Annotated in this window: 14 protein-coding genes; all 14 read left to right on the plus strand. The window is 50.7% G+C overall.

Annotated features, from left to right (window positions below):
• Positions 1-75 precede the first annotated feature (75 nt).
• The 14 genes from C6I21_RS03050 to C6I21_RS03115 all read left to right on the plus strand — a co-directional run bounded on the left by C6I21_RS03050 (position 76) and on the right by C6I21_RS03115 (position 17,062).
• On the plus strand, positions 76-498 hold the full coding sequence (locus C6I21_RS03050) for an organic hydroperoxide resistance protein (protein ID WP_105957952.1): 423 nt from the start codon (positions 76-78) through the stop codon (positions 496-498).
• Positions 499-739: 241 nt separating this feature from the next.
• Positions 740-1,885, plus strand: coding sequence for a peptide-methionine (S)-S-oxide reductase MsrA (msrA, locus tag C6I21_RS03055; RefSeq protein ID WP_105957953.1), 1,146 nt, complete (start codon positions 740-742; stop codon positions 1,883-1,885).
• Positions 1,886-1,902: 17 nt separating this feature from the next.
• Complete coding sequence (gene msrA, locus C6I21_RS03060) at positions 1,903-2,442, plus strand: peptide-methionine (S)-S-oxide reductase MsrA (RefSeq protein ID WP_105957954.1); 540 nt, start codon at positions 1,903-1,905, stop codon at positions 2,440-2,442.
• Complete coding sequence (locus C6I21_RS03065; protein WP_105957955.1) at positions 2,435-3,280, plus strand: serine hydrolase domain-containing protein; 846 nt, start codon at positions 2,435-2,437, stop codon at positions 3,278-3,280. Before msrA (C6I21_RS03060) ends, C6I21_RS03065 begins: the two co-directional genes overlap by 8 nt.
• Before the next feature lie 11 nt (positions 3,281-3,291).
• On the plus strand, positions 3,292-4,254 hold the full coding sequence (locus C6I21_RS03070) for a ring-cleaving dioxygenase (RefSeq protein WP_245411520.1): 963 nt from the start codon (positions 3,292-3,294) through the stop codon (positions 4,252-4,254).
• 152 nt (positions 4,255-4,406) lie between these two features.
• Entirely contained in the window at positions 4,407-5,855 is a 1,449-nt protein-coding gene (gene cls, locus C6I21_RS03075; protein ID WP_425352467.1) for a cardiolipin synthase, read from the plus strand.
• A 526-nt stretch (positions 5,856-6,381) separates the two neighbouring features.
• The gene (gene argC, locus C6I21_RS03080) at positions 6,382-7,407 is read left to right on the plus strand and encodes an N-acetyl-gamma-glutamyl-phosphate reductase (RefSeq protein WP_105957957.1); all 1,026 of its coding nucleotides are present in this window, start codon (positions 6,382-6,384) and stop codon (positions 7,405-7,407) included.
• A 16-nt stretch (positions 7,408-7,423) separates the two neighbouring features.
• On the plus strand, positions 7,424-8,647 hold the full coding sequence (gene argJ, locus C6I21_RS03085) for a bifunctional glutamate N-acetyltransferase/amino-acid acetyltransferase ArgJ (protein ID WP_105957958.1): 1,224 nt from the start codon (positions 7,424-7,426) through the stop codon (positions 8,645-8,647).
• A gap of 14 nt (positions 8,648-8,661) precedes the next feature.
• Positions 8,662-9,453: an acetylglutamate kinase gene (argB, locus tag C6I21_RS03090; RefSeq protein WP_105957959.1), complete on the plus strand. Its 792-nt coding sequence runs from the start codon at positions 8,662-8,664 to the stop codon at positions 9,451-9,453.
• Complete coding sequence (locus C6I21_RS03095) at positions 9,446-10,618, plus strand: acetylornithine transaminase (protein ID WP_105957960.1); 1,173 nt, start codon at positions 9,446-9,448, stop codon at positions 10,616-10,618. Before argB ends, C6I21_RS03095 begins: the two co-directional genes overlap by 8 nt.
• Positions 10,618-11,709 (plus strand): carbamoyl phosphate synthase small subunit, encoded by a 1,092-nt coding sequence (locus C6I21_RS03100; protein ID WP_105957961.1) that lies wholly within the window; start codon positions 10,618-10,620, stop codon positions 11,707-11,709. The genes C6I21_RS03095 and C6I21_RS03100 overlap by 1 nt, the downstream gene beginning before the upstream one ends.
• Positions 11,688-14,858, plus strand: a complete 3,171-nt coding sequence (gene carB / locus C6I21_RS03105) for a carbamoyl-phosphate synthase (glutamine-hydrolyzing) large subunit (RefSeq protein WP_105957962.1) — start codon at positions 11,688-11,690, stop codon at positions 14,856-14,858. The genes C6I21_RS03100 and carB overlap by 22 nt, the downstream gene beginning before the upstream one ends.
• A 1-nt stretch (position 14,859) precedes the next feature.
• On the plus strand, positions 14,860-15,765 hold the full coding sequence (gene argF, locus C6I21_RS03110; protein WP_105957963.1) for an ornithine carbamoyltransferase: 906 nt from the start codon (positions 14,860-14,862) through the stop codon (positions 15,763-15,765).
• A 79-nt stretch (positions 15,766-15,844) separates the two neighbouring features.
• The gene (locus C6I21_RS03115; protein WP_105957964.1) at positions 15,845-17,062 is read left to right on the plus strand and encodes an argininosuccinate synthase; all 1,218 of its coding nucleotides are present in this window, start codon (positions 15,845-15,847) and stop codon (positions 17,060-17,062) included.
• The last annotated feature ends 25 nt before the right edge of the window (positions 17,063-17,087 follow it).

Genomic DNA, 17,087 nt, shown 5'->3' on the forward strand with positions numbered 1-17,087 from the left:
TTTTGAGAAATATGTTTAATATTCTTCTATGCCGAGAATAGAAGTAGCGTACGCAAAATCGAAGGAGGAATTAATATGGCTGATAAAGTATTTTCAACTAAAGCATCTGCTGTAGGCGGCCGCGAAGGTCACGTAAAGTCGGACAGCGGAGTGATTGATCTTGATCTGAAAATGCCGGATCAGAATGGCATTCCTGACGATGCGACCAACCCGGAACAGCTTTTTGCAGCGGGTTACAGCGCATGTTACGACGGCGCATTGAACCTGATGGCTCAGAAAGCGAAAAAAGACATTGAGTCGGAGACGACAGCAGAAGTGAGCCTCAATAAAGATCCGGAAGATAACGGATTTAAAGTAGGCGTCACGCTTCACGTCCATATCAAAGGCGTCTCGAAGGAAGAGGCAGAGGAGCTCGCTCATAAAGCACACGACTTCTGCCCGTATTCGAAAGCTACCCGCGGCAACATTGATGTAGACCTGAACGTTTCCGCCGGATAATAACATGAAAAATGATTATCGCTGCCGCCTGAGGAAGTACTGACTTCTTCAGGCGGTATTTTTCTGAAGCGAATAGCAGACTCTCCGGCGGAAGTTTGAAACGGCCGGCGTTTGTTTCTATTTTCGTCCGTCACTTTTCCGCTTTTTCTACCCCTGATTTAAAGAGTATACATAAAGCATCAGGCGGAATAAGTGAGAATTTCAGCACGATGATTTATACTGTGTAGAGGAGGTGAACCGCATGAAAAAAGTAATGGTGATCTTCTTTGCCCTTATTTTTACAGTTGTATCTGTCATTTTCATTCCAATAATATATGATTACTTTACTACCCGGTCCTACGGAAGTGAACCGGTTGAAACGGCGGACGAAGAGCCGTGGGAAACGGCGACCTTCGCAGGCGGCTGTTTCTGGTGCATGGAACCGCCGTTTGAAAAACTTGAAGGAGTGGACCGCGTGATTTCAGGTTATACCGGCGGTCCGGAAGAGAACCCATCCTATGAAGAAGTTTCTTCCGGGGAAACGGGTCACGTTGAAGCGGTGCAGGTTTATTATGATCCGGAAGTGATTTCCTACAACGACCTTCTTGAAGTGTTCTGGCGCCAGATTGACCCGACAGATGATGAAGGGCAGTTTGTAGACCGCGGAGAGCAGTATGCGAGCGCCATATTTTATCATGACGAAAACCAGCAGCTGGCAGCGGAAGTATCAAAGGAAGAACTTGAAGAGTCCGGGCGGTTTGACGACCCGATCGTCACGGAAATAAGCGAGGCAGATACTTTTTACGAAGCGGAAGAATACCATCAGAATTTTTACGAGGAAAACCCTGTACGCTATGATTTTTACCGTTCCAATTCAGGTCGGGACGATTTCATCGAGGAATACTGGGAAAATAACGAAGAATATGAGCCGGAAAACGATCGTATCGTATCGAAACCATGGCGCGACTATGAACCTGAATCGGAAGAAGAGCTCCGGAGCAGGCTGACGGAAATGCAGTTTGATGTCACGCAGAACGATGCGACGGAACCTGCTTTTGACAATGAATATCACGCGAATGAAGCCGAAGGCATCTATGTGGATATCGTATCCAGGGAACCGCTATTCAGCTCCACCCATCAATTTGATTCCGGAACCGGCTGGCCGAGTTTCACAGAGCCGATTTCAGAAGAATATATTCAGCGTGAAGCAGACTGGTCTTTTCTTGTACGCCGGACAGAAATCCGCAGCACCTATGCTGATTCCCACCTCGGCCACGTATTTGAAGATGGTCCGGAGCCGACGGGACTGCGCTACTGCATGAATTCAGCTGCGATGGAATTTATTCCAAAAGAAGAGATGGAAGAGGAAGGATACAGCGAATTTCTCTATTTATTTGACGAAGAATAGGAAGGAGACGGTCAGTCATGAAAGAAACGAAAACCGCCATTTTTGCAGGAGGCTGCTTCTGGTGCATGGTAAAACCTTTTGACGAGCAGCCGGGTATCCGGGGAATTGTATCAGGATATACCGGAGGAACAGAAGAGGATGCGGTGTACGAACGTGTTAAAACAGGCACAACTAATCATCGGGAAGCGGTAGAAATCGTCTACGAGCCGGATGTGTTCCCGTACGAAAAGCTCCTGGAACTTTACTGGCAGCAGGTGGACCCGACAGACGACGGCGGACAGTTTTTTGACCGTGGTCCCCAGTACCGCACAGCTGTTTTCTATCAGGATGAAGAACAGAGGCAGCTTGCCGCCGCCTCCAGAGAAGCGCTTGATAAAAATGGTCCTTTTCACGAACCGGTCGTAACCGAAATACTGCCGGCGCGGCCATTCTATCCGGCTGAGGAACACCATCAGAAGTTTTACAAGAAAAACCCCGATGCTTACCAGAAAGAGCGTGAAGAATCAGGCAGAGAGGACTTTCTAAAGCACACGTGGCAGGAGAAATCATATGAATAAAGCGGATCTTCAGAAAGAGCATGCTGCCTATCATATGGCCGGTGGAGCCATCTATCAGAACGGGAAGCCTCTCTTCCATTACGTCGATCGTTCACAGAATGAGAAGAAGCCTGTTAATTCTGTTACGAAATCAATCGTAAGTATTCTGACAGCTGCCGCTTTAGAGAAAGAAGACGTGTCGGCGGAAAGACCGATTTCCGACTTCCTTTCTGTAGAAGGCCCTGCCGGGTCGTTAACTGTGGACACGCTCTGGAAAATGAGGAGCGGTTTTACAGATGATGTGTGGAAGAAAAGGCAGGAAGACAGCTGGCTGAAGCCATTTATGAAAGAGAGTCCTCCGGGAGGAGAATTTACGTACTCCAACACGGACAGCTTCCTGCTTGCGGCCGTTTTACATGAAGTGACCGGAGGACTGGCCGATTTTGCAGACGAAATCCTATTCCGTCCTGCAGAAGTAAGCGATTGGACATTTGATACGGCTCCGGAAGGGATCCCGGCCGGCGCTTACGGAATTCGGCTTCTGCCCGGAGATTTGTTGAAAACGGCTGAGTTTATCCGGGCCACGGCAGCAGGAGAAACGTCTTTACCAGCCAGCTGGGTTACAGAGGGGTGGAAAGCTGAATCCAAAACAGGAATGCGCGGGCAGCAGTACGGCCGCCACTGGTGGATCGAGCCTGCATCCGGCATTCCTTATGCAGCCGGCCGTTTCGGAAAGATCATTGCGTTTATTCCGGAACACAATGTGAGCGCGGCTTTTGTCGGGGATTTGCAGAAAGAAGAGCTGCTTCCATTCCGCTGGTTTATGCAGTTTGCGAAAGAACAGGACTGGCTTCGTTGAGGAGGGATAACTTGGAACCTATCACTGGTATACATCACGTGTCATCCATTACGGCGGATGCATCAAAAAACTATCATTTTTATACTTCTGTTCTAGGCATGAGGCTCGTGAAAAAAACCGTCAATCAGGATGATCCGGGCATGTACCACTTATTTTTCGCCGACGCAGAAGGTACGCCGGGAACCGATTTTACGTTTTTTGAAATACCGATGGCCGGCAGAACGTATCCCGGCTCCGGGAGTATTTCCAGAACGAGTCTTCGTGTACCGGATGACCTGGCTGTTTCCTTCTGGGAAGAGAGACTGAAGCAGTATGATGCTGCCCTGGTGGAATCAAGAGAAACGTTGAACGGCCACGACTCACTGCTGTTTCACGATCCGGAGGGACAGCGCATTGCCATTATTTCAGATGCTGATAATGCAGGTATTCGTCCCGGTACTCCGTGGAGCGGGACGGATGTTCCCGAAGAGGCGGCCATTCTCGGACTCGGTCCGGCGCACCTTCATGTGAAACGCCGGTCCAAAACGGCTTACGTTTTAACGGAGGTGCTGGGTTTCTCAGAGAGCGGAACGTATTCTTGTTCGCTTGGAGAAGCACAGGTATTTACAGCATCTGGCGGAGGGTCCGCTGCAGAAGTTCATGTCTTTGAAACCGAAGAGCGTGCCGAGAAGCCGGGAAGAGGGAGTGTGCATCACGTTGCCTTCCGGGTTCCGGATCGGGAGGCGCTCGAGTACTGGGCACACCGCATCGATGGTGCCGGCTACATGAATTCCGGGATCGTCGAGCGTTATTATTTTCAGTCACTGTACTTCCGCGAACCAAACGGCATTCTGTACGAACTTGCTACAGACGGTCCCGGCTTTCAGGCGGATGAACCGCTGGATTCTCTCGGGGAACGCCTGGCACTGCCGCCGTTTCTTGAACCGGAAAGAGAAGCTATTGAAAAGAAGTTAAAGCCGCTGTCCACGTACTAACTGCAGGCAGCTGGCCAAAAACTTAAAACGTCCGTCACTCGTTGTGGCGGACGTTTTAATGTGAAAAACGGCGGCCGAATGGAAGGCCTCTGTACAGAAGCTGGAAAAGTACGGTAAACTGAGTACAGCTGCAGAGAAAAGGAGGTGGGTCTGTGGATATTATGGGAAGCCTGCTGCTCGTCTTGTTTTTCGTAAATATTCTGTTTGCCGGAATTATTATATTTATTGAAAGAAAAGACGCCACCGCAACGTGGGCCTGGGTCATGATTCTGTTCTTTATTCCCTTCCTCGGATTCGTCATTTACATATTTCTCGGGCAGAATTTAACGAGAAGGCGTCTCTTTGACTGGGAGGGCATCCGAAAAATTGGAATTATCGATATTTTATCCAGGCAGATCGAGCAGATCCGCAATCCTGAATTCCGGTTTCATAATGACAACATTGAACCGTACCGGGATTTAATCTACATGCATCTGGTTAATAATGATGCGGTACTGACCAAGGATAATGAAATTGACATATTCAACACCGGCCAGCGGAAATTTGATCAGCTTATTGCCGATATCGATGCTGCCAGGGATCATATCCACCTGCAGTATTATATTTTCCGCCACGACAATCTTGGAAAAAAATTAATCCGTCATTTGACGCAGAAGGCCCGGGAAGGGGTAAAGGTACGGGTGCTCTACGATGAGCTTGGTTCCAGGAAACTGCGGCGGAGGCACTTTAAAGCATTAACCGAAGCCGGCGGAGAAGTAGGCGTGTTTTTCCCGTCAAAAGTCGCGATGATCAATCTCCGTCTTAATTACCGCAACCACCGTAAATTGACTATTATTGACGGCCGCACCGGCTATGTCGGCGGCTTTAATGTAGGGGATGAATATATCGGTTCCAGCCGGAGGTTCGGTGACTGGCGGGATACGCATCTGCGCATCTGTGGCAATGCCGTGGATCCGATGCAGACACGGTTTATTCTGGATTGGAATCAGGCGTCAAAAAGCCGGCCGATTGCATATGAAGCCAGGTACTTTCCTATGAAACAGCCTGCAGGTAACGCAGCGGTGCAGATTGTATCGAGCGGCCCGGACTCAGACTGGGAGCAGATTAAAAACGGGTATATTAAAATGATTACGGACGCCCGGGAGTCTGTCTATATTCAGACTCCGTATTTTATTCCGGATCAGAGTCTCCTGGATGCGCTCCGGATCGCTGCATTGTCCGGCAAAGATGTCCGGATTATGATACCGAGTATGCCGGATCATCCATTTATCTACTGGGCGACTCTTTCTCACATCGGTCAGCTCATGAATTCCGGGGTATCGGTCTATATTTACCAGAAAGGGTTCCTTCATGCAAAATGTGTGATTGCTGATAGAAGGGTCAGTTCCGTCGGTACAGCAAACATTGATCTGCGCAGTTTCCGGCTGAATTTTGAAGTGAACGCGTTCATCTATGATCATGAAACGTCGGAGAAACTCGCCGCAGACTTTGAGCAGGATATGATGTATTCCGACCGGCTGACTCCGGAGAAGTACGCAAGGCGGTCGAAAATGATACGCTTTAAAGAGTCCATATCACGGCTTCTCTCACCAATACTTTAATGATTTATGATACGTATGGCCGGCGGATGTTTCCGCCGGTTTTTTCTATCATAAGACTGTATAAAATTCGAATCCTCTACAAAGAAGGGATGCCAAGCGTTACAGCATTTCAACGTTCTGTTCCATGTATCGATTGTTTCTGCTGATAGAGTTTTTCCGCGCACGACAGAAGCCTGCCCTGCAGCAGGGTGCTCCCTGTATGGCTGCAGGTGCAGCCGGTAAGCAGCCAACCATTCGTTACCGTTTCCTATCCTTCTAACGAGTATACAGGTTCAGCCCGTCCAGCTTTTTATAGGTCTTCTTTTTTCATTTCTATATTCTTTCTTACGCCGTTTCATACGCCTGCAGTTGCGCAGCCTCACGCTATTATTCAGCTAACTCCCCCCTATCGTGACGGCTCCTTCCATATGGTTTCAAAGAAAATGAATAAAAATAAATGATAATTTATAAATATCGTTGCATAAAAATAATATCGCTAGTATAATAATGAATTAACTCAGACAGTAAGGAAAGGACGGGACAGCCGGTGAAACAAGCAGCAATTATTGGAGGAACAGGGTACGGAGCACTGGAGCTGATCCGCCTCCTGCAGAATCATCCATACGTAAACGTAACGAAACTGATTTCGCGCTCGGAGGAAGGGGTGGAAGTGCAGGACCGCTATCCACATATCCGGGCTGTATTTAAAGAAACGTTCAGCGGACTCTCTAAAGAGGAGCTCACAGATATTGATATTGTATTCATCGCTGCACCGGCAGGCGTTGCAAATTCGCTGCTGCCACAGCTGGACGATGGGACAAAGCAGTTTATTGATCTATCCGGTGATCTCAGGATAGATGAGCCCGGGGTTTATGAAAAGTGGTACGGACTGGACGCACCGCAGGAAACGATTCAAAAGGAAGCTGTCTACGGCCTGACCGAGTGGAAAAAAGACAGCGTGAGAAGTGGACGCATCATTTCCAATCCGGGCTGCTTTGCTACAGCCGCGCTTCTCGGACTGCTTCCGCTCCTTCCGGATTATGCGGAGGAAAACGGCATTATCATTGATGGAAAAACCGGTGTATCGGGAGCCGGCAGAAAGCAGTCACTCATGACGCACTTTTCAGAAACAAATGAAAACGTGACAGCCTACAAAACAGGGGCTCATCAGCATACGCCGGAGATCGAGCAGTATTTGACGGAAGCAGGAAATAATCCTGTGACCACAATGTTCCAGACTCATTTGATTCCGATGACACGTGGAATTATGAATACGATGTACGTGAACGTTAAAAAGAAAACGGATTTTCAGGCATTGTACGAAACATATTACGCAGACAGTTCATTTGTCCGTATCCAGCCCGCTGGGGTGATGCCGGTGACTAAGCAGGTGCTCGGAAGCAATTTCTGTGATATCGGATTATCCTTCGATGAGCGGACAGGACGTCTTCTGATTGTGAGTGTTATCGACAACCTCGGAAAAGGCGCCTCGGGGCAGGCGGTCCAGAATATGAATGTGATGAACGGATGGGAAGAAACAGAAGCACTGTGGTCGGTTCCGCAGTATCCATAAAAAGGAGCGTGACGGCATGATAGTCAGTCAAAAGGCGAACGTAACAGTGATAGAGACAGGGCATGTAACATCAGCAGAAGGCTTTTATGCAGGAGGTGTCCACTGCGGCCTCAGGAGGAAGAAACTGGACTTCGGCTGGATCTACTCGGACGTTCCGGCTGCGGCTGCAGGCGTATACACGCAGAATACATTCCAGGCAGCGCCGCTGAAAGTGACGCAGGACTCGATCGCCTCCTCCGGAAAGATTCAGGCAATCGTAACCAACTCTGCCAACGCGAATGCATGCACAGGAAAAATCGGTATGGAAAATGCGGAGATAATGCGCAGCCAGGCCGCCGGACAGATGGGCATTGAACCGAAGCATACAGCAATTCTCTCCACCGGTCTTATCGGAGTACAGCTGCCGATGGCCACGATCGAAAAAGGGATCCAGTCCATCAATGTCCATGCAGATGAGCCGGAGTCTTTTGAGCAGGCCATTTTGACAACCGATACCGTGACGAAGCATACGGCGGTGCAGACAGAAGTCGATGGGAAGACGATTACGATCGGCGGTGCTGCAAAAGGTTCCGGTATGATCCACCCGAATATGGCAACAATGCTTGCCTACATGACGACGGATGCAGCTGTTGATCAGGCGGCTCTCCACCGTTTGCTAAAAGAAGCAACGGACCATACGTACAATATGATCACGGTGGACGGAGATTCGAGCACAAATGATACCGTCCTCGCGCTTGCGAATGGGAAGCAGGGGAATACAGCGCTGGATGAATCTCATCCGGACTGGGACTCCTTTAAAGCGGCATTCTTCCTCGTGTCGGAACTGCTTGCTAAAAAAATCGCAAGGGATGGAGAAGGTGCTACTAAACTGATCGAGGTTTCTGTGACAGGAGCGGCAAGCAGCACGTCCGCACGCCGGGTGGCAAAAGCGGTGATCTCCTCCAACCTTGTTAAGACAGCGGTGTATGGGGCAGATCCGAACTGGGGACGCGTTGTGTGTGCGGTCGGCTACAGCGAAGAACCGGTGGATCCGGACACGGTTGATGTTTATCTCGGTGATATTCAAGTCGTCGAAGACGGACTTCCATCCGATTTCAGCGAAGCAGAAGGCACCGCCTACCTGGAGCAGGAGCAGGTGAAAGTAATCGTTGATTTGAAGCAGGGGGAAGCGGAAGCGACAGCCTGGGGATGCGACCTGACGTATGATTACGTGAAAATTAACGCTTCCTACCGGACGTAAGGGAGGAGGATTGAATGAAAACCATCGTTATGAAAATCGGCGGAAGTCTTCTCGAGGAACTTCCAGAGGCCTTTTATAAAGCGTGTGCAGAGCTGTCTGCAAACGGCATCCGGCCTGTAATTGTCCATGGCGGCGGTCCGGATATAAACCGGATGCTGGAATTAAAACAGACGCCGGTAACATTTCACGACGGTCTTCGTGTTTCCACCGGAGACGTACTGGAAACAGCGGAGATGGTGCTGAGCGGCATGGCTAATAAGAAGATCGTTTCTTCTCTGGAGAAGGAAGGAGCACAGGCTTTTGGATTCAGCGGCAAGGACGGCGGTACGTTCCGGTGCAGTCTGAAAAACGAGGAGCTCGGCTTTGTGGGGACGATCGACCGGGTCGATACGTCGATTCTAGAATTTCTGCTGCAAAAGCAGATTATCCCGGTACTGTCTCCCATATCTTCTAATGGAGAGGGAGTAACATATAACGTGAATGCCGATGAGGCAGCTTCCGCAGCAGCAGCAGCGCTGCACGCGGACGTCCTTTTCATCAGTGATATTCCCGGCGTGATGAATATGTCCGCGGATGAGCCGGCTCTCATTCCAGAGCTCACGGAAGCGCAGGCGGAACAGCTGATTGCAGAAGGCGTTATTTACGGCGGAATGATCCCGAAAGTGAGAGCAGCAGTGGAAAGCCTGAACGCAGGGTGTGAAAAAGCGGCTATCCTGAACGGACATAAGCCGGAGAGCCTCCTCCACTACCTGGAGGGGAAAAAGTGCGGAACGGTGTTTTTAAAGGAGGAGACAAGTCATGTCTAAGTCAGTAATGGATCAGGCAGTAATGAAAACGTACGGCCGTTTTCCAGTCACGCTGGAGAAAGGAAGCGGCAGCTATGTGTGGGATACCGACGGGAAAACATATCTCGACTTTACATCCGGAATCGCTGTCTGCAACCTCGGGCACGTACCGCAGGGAGTAAAAAAAGAAGTAGAACAGCAGCTTGAGGAATTGTGGCACTGCTCGAACCTGTATCACATTCCGGTTCAGGAACAGGCGGCATCGCTTCTGGCGGAAGCTTCCGGCCTCGATCAGGTATTTTTCTGCAACAGCGGGGCGGAAGCGAACGAAGCGGCTTGGAAGCTGGCAAGAAAATACCGGCATGACCGGAGTCAATCCGAGAAACATACGATCGTGACGTTCTCTCAATCTTTTCATGGCAGAACCGGCGGCGCGATGGCGCTGACGGGACAGCCGAAGATTCAGGACGGGTTTGCTCCGTTGATGCCGGGCGTGGTTCATGCTCCGTTTAATGACCGCAGCGCACTGGAGGAGCTGGATGCAGATACCGTCAACGCTGTATTTGTAGAACCGGTTCAGGGCGAAGGCGGCGTTCATCCTGCAGATCAGGAGTGGATGACGTGGCTTGCCGCGTACTGCCGGGAAAATGATATTCTTCTGATCGTCGATGAAATTCAAACCGGCGCCGGACGTACGGGAACGTTTTTTGCGAGCGAAGCTTACGGAATCAAGCCGGATATGATTACATGTGCAAAAGGCATCGGCTCCGGATTTCCGGCAGGAGCCCTTATCGCAGATAAAACATGCGCGGAGTCGTTTTCCCCGGGTACACACGGCAGCACATTCGGCGGCAACCCTCTTGCTTCAGCGGCAGTGAAAGCCACCGTTGAAATTATTCAGGAGACGGCCTTTCTTCAGGAAGTGAAGGCGAAGGGCGCCGTTTTTAAAAAGAGTCTGGAAAAGCTCGTTCCCGAAAGTGCGGATGTCCGGGGAATGGGACTTCTTCTTGGAATTGATTTTCATAAACCGGCAGCACCCTACATTCAGGCACTTCGGGAAAACGGCGTACTCGTTCTCCCGGCAGGGCCGGAAGTCATGCGCATTCTGCCGCCGCTTACCGTAACGGAAATGGAGTGGAGCACATTTATACAGACATTAGCCCACGTGCTGGAGGAGGATCAGTAATGAGTACTGGATACATCGTTTTTGAAACCGGAGAAATATTTGAAGGAGAATGGATCGGAGCAGAGGTGGAGACGAGCGGAGAAGTCGTATTCAATACCGGAATGACCGGCTATCAGGAAATGATTACGGATCCATCCTACAAAGGCCAGATTTTAACGTATTCCTACCCGCTCATAGGAAATTACGGAGCAAACGGCATTGATAACGAAAGCGGGTCCCCGTCCGTGCAGGGAGTATTAACAGGGGAGTCCTGTTTGGACTACTGTCATTTTGAAGCGGTCGGCGGCTTCAGCGACTATTTACAGCAGCACGGCGTTCCCGGTCTCACCGGCGTGGACACACGTGCTGTTGTGAAAGCTGTACGAAGCAGGCCGACTGTCCGTGCGGTCATTACAAAAAATCCAGATACCGTTTCCTTTGAAGAGACGGAATTTCCGGATGGGGAATCCCTGGTTCCTTCCGTTTCCGTCAGCGAACCGCATCATACAAGCGGCGGCAGTCCTCACGTCGTGCTGATGGATTACGGACATAAGCATTCGATTTATCATGCTCTGATCGACGCAGGGTGCAGCGTGACGGTGATGCCTTACAATTCGTCCGCGGAGGCAGTGCGCGGAGTAAATCCCGACGGCGTCCTGTTCAGCAACGGACCGGGAGACCCAATGGACCTGGAGGAACAGTTTGAAAACATCCGCTCCATCACGAAAGACTACCCAAGCCTCGGGATATGCCTCGGTCATCAGCTGATTGCACTTGCTTACGGGGCGTCTTCTGAGAAAATGCTTTTCGGGCACCGCGGCAGTAACCATCCGGTAAAGTATCTTCCTGATGGATCGGTTCATATGACGTCGCAGAACCACGGCTATGTCATTTCTGAAAACAGCCTCGATTCCACGCCGTTTCAGCCGACATTCATCAATGTGAATGACAAATCGGTTGAAGGCATGAAGCATAAAGAGCTGCCGGTCGAGACGGTACAGTTCCATCCGGAAGCCCATCCGGGACCGAGTGACACCCATTTTATCTTCCAATCATTTATCGAAGCATTGACAACAGGAGGCAGGAAGCCATGCACAACAGCCAGTCTATAAAAAAAGTCATCGTGATCGGCTCCGGCCCGATCGTTATCGGCCAGGCGGCAGAATTCGACTATGCAGGCACCCAGGCCTGCCTGGCGCTGAAAGAGGAAGGGATTGAGGTTGTTCTTTTAAATAACAACCCGGCAACCATTATGACAGATGAGCAGATCGCTGATCGTGTCTATCTGGAGCCGCTTACCGTGGAAACGGTGGAAGAGATTATTCAGCTAGAGAATCCGGATGGCCTGATCGGGTCCCTCGGAGGCCAGACCGGGCTGAACCTGACGATGGAACTGGAGGAAAAAGGAATTCTCAACAAGCACGGCGTGAAACTTCTCGGAACGTCGGTTTCCTCTATCAAGCAGGGGGAAGACCGGGAGATGTTCCGTTCACTCATGCATGAGATTCACGAGCCGACACCGGCTTCTGAAATCGTTGAATCCGTCCGTGAAGGCGTCGATTTTGTGGAGAAGATCGGTTATCCGGTCATCCTCCGTCCGGCCTACACACTCGGTGGAGGCGGGGGCGGCTTTGCCTACAGCAGAGAGGAACTGGAAGACAAGCTGTACAAGGCACTGAAGGCGAGCCCCATTCATCAGGTGCTTGTAGAGCGGAGCATTAAAGGATGGAAAGAAGTTGAGTATGAAGTGATGCGCGACGCGAATGATACGTGCATTATCGTCTGCAACATGGAGAATCTGGACCCTGTCGGTGTACACACCGGGGACTCGATCGTCACCGCTCCATCCCAGACGTTAAGCGACCGGCAGTATCAGATGCTGCGTGACTCCTCTTTGAAAGTGATCCGCGCACTCGATGTCATCGGCGGCTGCAATATTCAGTTTGCTGTTCATCCGGAGAAAGAAGAATATGCCATTATTGAAGTCAATCCGCGTGTGAGCCGTTCGTCGGCACTGGCCAGTAAAGCGACAGGATATCCGATTGCCCGTATCGCCGCAAAAGTGGCTGTCGGCTACCAGCTGGATGAAATTATCAATCCGATTACAGGGAACACGTACGCGTCATTTGAACCGGCACTTGATTATATCGTTGTGAAACTGCCGCGTTTTCCGTTCGATAAATTTTCGGAGGCCGACCGCACGCTCGGCACGCAGATGAAAGCGACCGGGGAAGTTATGGCGCTGGACCGCACGTTTGAGGGAGCGATGTTTAAAGCTATACGGTCCCTGGAAATGAACGTGCAGGGACTTCACTGGAAAACGATGCCGCTGCAGACAGACGAGGAGCTGAGAACACTTCTTGAAGAGCCGAATGATCTGCGCCTTTTCGCATTGGCTGAGGCATTCAGAAGAGACTGGAGCGAACAGCATGTTCATGAATTAACCGGAATAGATTTCTGGTACCTGCTGAAGCTGCGCAGCATGACCGCATTGGAAGATGAGGTTCAGAAAAGTGAATGGTCGGAAGCGCTGCTCAAAAAAGCGAAAAAATGGAACCTCGGCGATGCGCGGATAGCAGAACTTACCGGCCGTTCTGAAATGGACATCCGCATGCAGCGTGTGAATGAAAAGCTGTACCCTGGCTACAAGCTTGTTGATACGTGCGCAGGGGAATTTGATGCAGAGACGCCGTATTATTACTCCACCTGGCACGGTGCGGATGAAGTGGAAACGAAGCATGAGAAGAAAAAGCTTCTCGTCATCGGCTCCGGGCCGATCCGTATCGGCCAGGGGGTCGAATTTGATTACTGCTCGGTACACGCTGCAGAAGCGGTAAAAGCCCTCGGCTATGAAGCGGTCGTTATGAACAACAATCCGGAAACCGTCAGTACCGATTATTCCGTGGCGGATTCTCTTTATTTTGAACCGCTTACGACAGAAGACGTCCTGCATGTAGCATGGAAGGAAAAGATCGACGGTGTGCTGCTGCAGTTCGGTGGCCAGACGGCCGTTAATCTTGCAGAAAGCCTGAAAGAGGCCGGGCTGCCGATTCTAGGCACGACACCGGAAGCTATCGACCGTCTGGAAGACCGCGAACAGTTTTATTCGCTGCTGAATGAGCTGAACATTGCCCATATCGAAGGGAATCTTGCAGATTCCGAAGAAGGGCTTCATGAAGCGGCAGCCTCGCTCGGATTTCCAGTTCTCGTACGCCCGTCTTACGTCATTGGCGGCCAGTCGATGTATATCTGCTACGGCCCGAAAGAACTGGATGATTACGTGAAACGGCTTGCCCAGACGACAAATGACCGCTGCTGGCCGCTCCTGGTGGATCGTTTTCTGCCGGGAATGGAATGCGAAGTCGATGTGATCAGTGACGGCAAAGACGTGTTTATTCCGGGTATTTTTGAACACATTGAAAAAGCAGGTGTCCACTCCGGTGACAGCACGACCGTTTTTCCTGCACAGTCACTTTCAAAAGAGCAGGAAAACGAGATTGTATCCATCAGCCGTGCTATCGCAGAGAATGCGCCGGTTTCCGGAATGATGAACATTCAGTTCGTTCTGCACGATAATACGGTTTACGTGCTGGAAGTGAATCCGAGAGCGAGCCGTACGGTGCCGATTATGAGTAAGGTGACAGGCGTGAAAATGGTTGAGGAAGCAGTGAAAGCACAGCTCGGCATTCCGATGCAGCAGACCGGTCTCATGACACCACCGGATCACATCACCGTGAAAGCACCGGTTTATTCCGTAACAAAACTGAAGGGTGTCGACCACGCATTGAGTCCGGAGATGAAATCAACCGGCGAGAAAATCGGCATCGCTGCTACACTGGATGAAGCAGTAGAAAAAGTTTTCCCAGCGGGCGTGGATGTGAAAAATATCTACGTATCCGCCTCAGAGCGTTCACGGGAGGAGCTGCTCCCGGTATTTCAGAAGCTGGATGCCCATCTGGCTGCTTCGAAGGGAACGAAAGCGTTTCTTGAAGTGCATCATATAGACGCAGAGCTTCTGGACGATTTATCCGAGATCGAAAAACGGATGAAAAACGGGGAGCTGGATGTCGTCATCAATATACCGAAGCAGGGAAGAAATCCAGGATCGTTCGGCTTTCAGGTCCGGGAGCTGGCTGCCGCCTACTCCGTCACCTGCTTCACGCACGCAGATACAGCGGCACTTTATTTTCAAAGCAGACCGGAAAAAACAACGCCGGTCGCCGTGCAGGATCTTTCGTTAAAACAAAAGGAGCGCGCATAATATGACACAGCATCTACTGAAAATAACAGACGTGACAAAAGACGAATTAATGGACCTTCTCGATGATGCCAAAATCATGAAGCAGCAGGTGAAGGAGGGGGTCCCGCACCCCCACCTTGCGGGAAAGACACTCGGAATGATCTTTGAAAAAGCGTCCACCCGCACACGTGTCTCTTTCGAAGTCGGCATGACACAGCTCGGCGGCCATGCGATTTTTCTCAGCTCCAAAGACATGCAGCTCGGACGCGGAGAGTCCGTTCATGACACAGCGAAAGTGCTCTCCCGGTATGTGGATGGCGTAATGATCCGCACGTTCGGACACGACATGGTGGAGTCATTTGCAGCACATTCCGATGTTCCTGTCATTAACGGTCTGACCGACGAGCATCATCCAACGCAGGTGCTAGCCGACCTGATGACGATCCAGGAGCACAAAGGGACGCTGGAAGGGCTGACGATGGCGTTTATCGGCGACGGCAACAACAATATGACCCACTCTCTGATTCAGGGTGCTGTATTATCCGGTATGAATATGCACGTGGCGAGCCCGGAAGGCTATGAACCGGACGCAGGAGTCTGGAAAGAAGCAGAAGCTTCGGGCACGGTTTTCTTCTCCCACGATCCTTCCGAAGCGGTGAAAGAAGCAGACGTGGTCGTAACAGATGTGTGGACGAGCATGGGGTCGGAGTCGGAGACAGAAGGGCGGCTGAAAGCATTTGAAGGATACCAGGTAAACGAAGCACTGATGAGCAGCGCAGCTGCGGATGCACTGTTTCTGCACTGCCTGCCGGCCCACCGTGGGGAGGAGGTTTCCGCCGGTGTCATCGATGGTCCTCAGTCGGCTGTATTCGACGAAGCGGAGAACCGCCTGCACGCACAGAAAGCGCTGTTGAAAAAACTTCTCTGACGAATTTGTATTTTTTTGTTGCTTTCTGCATAAAGATACGTTACTATCTATATAAATACTAATTGAGGAGAGGTTATTCATGAGCAAAGGAAAGGTAGTACTCGCATATTCCGGAGGACTTGATACTTCCGTATGCATTAAATATCTACAGGAAGAATATGGTTATGAGGTTATCGCTCTCGGACTGGAAGTCGGGGAAGGCAAAGATCTTGATGCGCTGAAGGAAAAAGCACTGGAAGTCGGCGCAGAAAAAGCCGTCATCATTGATGCAAAGGAGCTTCTCGCTGAAGAGTATCTGCTTCCGGCGCTTCAGGCAAACTCTCTCTATGAAGGGAAATACCCGCTGTCGTCCGCGCTGTCCCGTCCGCTGATTTCCAAACTTCTCGTGGAAGTGGCAGAGCAGGAAGGAGCCGTGGCCGTAGCGCACGGCTGTACCGGTAAAGGAAACGATCAGGTACGCTTTGAAGTGTCGATTCAGGCGCTCAATCCGGATCTCGACGTCATCGCTCCGGTACGCGAGTGGGGCATGAACCGTGAAGAAGAGATTGAATACGCGAAAGAAAAAGGTATTAAAGTACCTGTTAATGTGGAAAAGCCATATTCCATCGATGCGAACATCTGGGGCCGTGCGTGTGAGGCCGGAGTGCTTGAAGATACGTGGAAAGAGGCACCGGAAGAAGCATTTGACTGGACGGCGAACATTGCAGATACACCGGATGAGCCGGAATACGTGGAAATAGGATTTGAACACGGAAAGCCGGTATCACTGAACGGCGAAAAGAAACCGCTCGTCTCCATCATTCAGGAGCTGAACAAAACGGCCGGCATCCACGGTGTGGGGCGTATCGACCACATTGAAAACCGTCTCGTCGGTATCAAAGCGCGTGAAGTGTATGAAAATCCAGGAGCGCTCGTTCTGATCAATGCGCATAAAGAAATGGAATTTCTTACGCTGACAAAAGAAGTCACGCAGTTTAAAACATCGGTGGAGCAGAAGTTCACGCAGCTGATCTATGACGGTCTCTGGTATTCTCCGCTCAAAGATGCACTGTACAGCTTCATTTCTGAAACACAGAGCCAGGTAAACGGCAAAGTCCAGGTGAAGCTCTGGAAAGGAACGCACACCGTAGTGGCCCGTCACTCAGAGAACAGCCTGTACAATGAAGAGCTTGCTACGTACTCGAAAGGTGATGCGTTTGATCACAATGCAGCGCTCGGATTCATCAAGCTTTGGGGACTGTCGACTAAGACTTATTCCCAGGTGAACAAAAAGAAGAATCTCGTCGAGTCGAAATAAACGAAGGAAGGCAGCCGGGCGGCGT

The sequence above is a fragment of the Alkalicoccus urumqiensis genome, from assembly GCF_002993335.1.
In the GTDB taxonomy this organism is placed as follows: domain Bacteria; phylum Bacillota; class Bacilli; order Bacillales; family Salisediminibacteriaceae; genus Alkalicoccus; species Alkalicoccus urumqiensis.